General features: G+C 56.8%; 4 protein-coding genes and 2 pseudogenes. 1 reads left to right on the top strand and 5 read right to left on the bottom strand.

The features are described 5' to 3' along the window. Nucleotides 1-200: pseudogene (locus M987_RS24955) on the top strand (hypothetical protein); the annotation flags it as partial. 374 nt (nucleotides 201-574) lie between these two features. Here the strand turns inward: M987_RS24955 and M987_RS23480 are convergent. The 5 genes and pseudogenes from M987_RS23480 to M987_RS23460 all read right to left on the bottom strand — a co-directional run bounded on the left by M987_RS23480 (nucleotide 575) and on the right by M987_RS23460 (nucleotide 2500). After that, the gene (locus M987_RS23480) at nucleotides 575-700 is read right to left on the bottom strand and encodes a type I toxin-antitoxin system Hok family toxin (RefSeq protein WP_223540704.1); all 126 of its coding nucleotides are present in this window, start codon (nucleotides 698-700) and stop codon (nucleotides 575-577) included. Beyond that, nucleotides 642-791 (bottom strand): annotated as a pseudogene (locus tag M987_RS25150) (DUF5431 family protein); the annotation flags it as partial. The gene M987_RS23480 and the pseudogene M987_RS25150, both read right to left, overlap by 59 nt. A gap of 190 nt (nucleotides 792-981) precedes the next feature. Then, a complete protein-coding gene (locus M987_RS23470; RefSeq protein WP_014063855.1) occupies nucleotides 982-1713 on the bottom strand; it encodes a plasmid SOS inhibition protein A in 732 nt (243 codons plus the stop codon). Further along, the gene (gene psiB, locus M987_RS23465) at nucleotides 1710-2144 is read right to left on the bottom strand and encodes a conjugation system SOS inhibitor PsiB (protein ID WP_014063854.1); all 435 of its coding nucleotides are present in this window, start codon (nucleotides 2142-2144) and stop codon (nucleotides 1710-1712) included. The genes M987_RS23470 and psiB overlap by 4 nt, the downstream gene beginning before the upstream one ends. 83 nt (nucleotides 2145-2227) lie before the next feature. Beyond that, the gene (locus M987_RS23460; protein WP_014063853.1) at nucleotides 2228-2500 is read right to left on the bottom strand and encodes a hypothetical protein; all 273 of its coding nucleotides are present in this window, start codon (nucleotides 2498-2500) and stop codon (nucleotides 2228-2230) included. Nucleotides 2501-2595 lie beyond the last annotated feature (95 nt).

Raw genomic sequence — 2595 nt, 5'->3', positions numbered from 1 at the left:
TCGTTCTGCCCGTTTTTTTGGTTCTGGCCATCACGGACACAGAGCAGCAGCTGAGAATATTGACCAGCAAAACACCGGCTTGCCGCGCATTCCTGCCAGCATCAACCCTGAGTGATACTGAAAGCGTGAAAAGGGATTACCAGTCAGAGATCAGGAAGGGAGAAAATCAGGAACAGACGAGAGCAGGCTGGCTGGTCTAAGCTAACTTGCGCACAGGGAGTGACTACTACGAAAGGAATGAATAAAAACAGGCATTGAATTTCTGAATTTAAACATCTTAATTTCAATACCTTACTAGCATAAGTGCCTAATACGTGAAACTGAAGCCAAATCTGGTCAGTGTTATTAAACTGTTCCAGGGGATAAGCGTAAGCGGCCCCATAAACGGTTTTTTATACTTTCGTTGTGTGTGTCTGTTATGTCCCCGAACAGGAACTCACTCTATCGGCGGAGTGTACATGAGGCGGGAATAAGGGGCTGACGGCGAACCGGCAACCCCTTCATAAAGGCGCTTCAGGCATGTCGTGGCAACTCAGCTCCTGAAAAGGCGGGGTTTCCCCCGCCTCCAGGTAGCTTACTTACCGGATTCGTAGGCCATAAAAGCCGCCACCTCCCTGTTCGTGTCCCTGTACCGGATTTCGCAGAGCGATTTTCGGGTCAGGTAAGTGAATATCAGCAGTGTGAGACACACTATTAACACACACCAGAGCAGGGTACTTCGCGGCAGTTTCATAGCTGACTTCTCCTTGCCTTTCGGCAGGTAAGCGGCTAATCTGATGTTGTTCAGGCATACAGATTAAGCCTCGTGGTTAATGAGAATTAACTTCGGGGCTTTCTGCTTTCTGCCACACAACTCGGTAACAAACCACCTTCACGTCATGAGGCAAAAAGCCTCAAGCGCCACCGCCATTATATCCGGTTGTCGATCATCTGCCCAGGAATAACAGTCTGAAAACTGTATAAATTCACATCCGTTTTCGTTCAGACGTTAACCTCTTTGTGGCGCAGTTTGTTTGGCACCTGCCAGCGCTCGGCAGCCCGGACAGGTTCCGGTGTCTCCCGGACGATAAACGGGATGTCATACATCACTGCATACAGCGGCTCGTCACTTATGCGCAGCCAGGTCAGTTCCTTCAGCGACGCGAACCGCGTCTGCCAGCGCCAGAATGCACCCGCCAGCTCCCCCGCGTCGAACTCGTCGCTCCACCGGGTGTACCAGGTGCAGACGGTTTCCGGCGACTGAAAGTTGAGGTCGGTTTCAGCCTGCGCGAGCAGGTTCTGGCGTAACTTCCAGCGCTGGTCGACTTCACGGGATTCGCGGCGTATCTGTCGGGTGGTCTGGATACCCGCCCTGTGCAGTCGTCTGCCCGTGCGGGTGTGCATGACTTCGGGGAACAGTTCGGCCTGTACGTCCAGCGTGAGCGGCAGCGGGCAGGCCTCTCCCTCCGTGGCAATCATCGTGTCCAGCGCCTCCTCGACCTGTTTCAGGTTCGAATGGCGGTTCTTTGGCACCCAGTTCAGACCCGGGATCTGACGTGCGACCGTGGCATTCAGGCGACCGCTGCCCGTGAGAAGGCGCAGGAAGGTGCGCACATACGGCATGGCGGGCAGCCGGGAGCCGCGTTCACGGGCGGACTCAACCTGGCTGATAGCCTGAATCGCGGCCTGACGGGCGGGTTTCAGGGAGACAAGGGCATGGGATGACGGGATCATGCTGTCACCTCCCCACTCATAAGGTTTGCCACGGTACTCGCCGTGCAGTTAAACCGGCGCATCCCTGCCATCTGTGCGATCAGCTGGCTGACGCGCTCAGGCTGGAGTGTCTCATTCTGGTACAGGGTGCGCACCACTTCGCCCCCCGAAGAAAGCAGAACCAGGAGCCAGTACGGCGACACCTCACCAGGGCTGCACACGCACAGATGCCAGTCATCCCTGTTATCCGCGCTGAAACGGCACTGTACAGGGAAAAAGCCACCAAATTCACCGCGGTACTCGGCGCAGACGCGCCAGCCCTGCGGGACAGTCAGCAGTCCGGTCACGGCATCGCTGAGGGCGCGGCGTGCTTCCTCGCCCTGCTGGCGGATAAACTCCAGATCGGAGGCGGTCAGGGTGTTGATTCGGGTCAGATCGTAATTCATGGTCATATGTGTTCCCGCCGCCCGAAGGCGGCGGCCTCCGGTGTTAAGCTGCGTGGTCAGTGGTGTCAGTGTGGGTGTCCGGCCTCCGGTTACAGCTGCACGTCTTGCAGGTTGCGTTTCAGATCACTCAGAAAATCCGCTTCAAACGACCACGCGTGCCAGTTGAGCAGCCCGTGAGTGCGGATCTCCGCCTGAATATCGCCATAGCGGTTCACCTCTGAGAGCGTGACAGTCACGCCCTCTTTCAGCGCAGTGGCCTGAGCCACGTATTCACGGGCGACCGCAACCGTGCCCTGCCCTTCCCCCATCTTCCTGGAAGATTCCTGAGCGGCGGTTCTGACGTTGACGTTTCGTGTGTGCATCCTGGTTTTCTCCTGTGGTGATGGGTTCCATCTCCCTGGTGAGTTCTCTCGCGGCAAAGGGCAACGGGAGCAACGGCGGGGCGGCAGGAAAAGGG

This window comes from Enterobacter soli ATCC BAA-2102, from assembly GCF_001654845.1.
GTDB classification, from domain to species: Bacteria; Pseudomonadota; Gammaproteobacteria; order Enterobacterales; family Enterobacteriaceae; genus Enterobacter; species Enterobacter soli.
The sequence above is the reverse complement of the archived record's forward strand: the minus strand, read 5'-3'. Positions and strand labels throughout refer to the sequence as shown.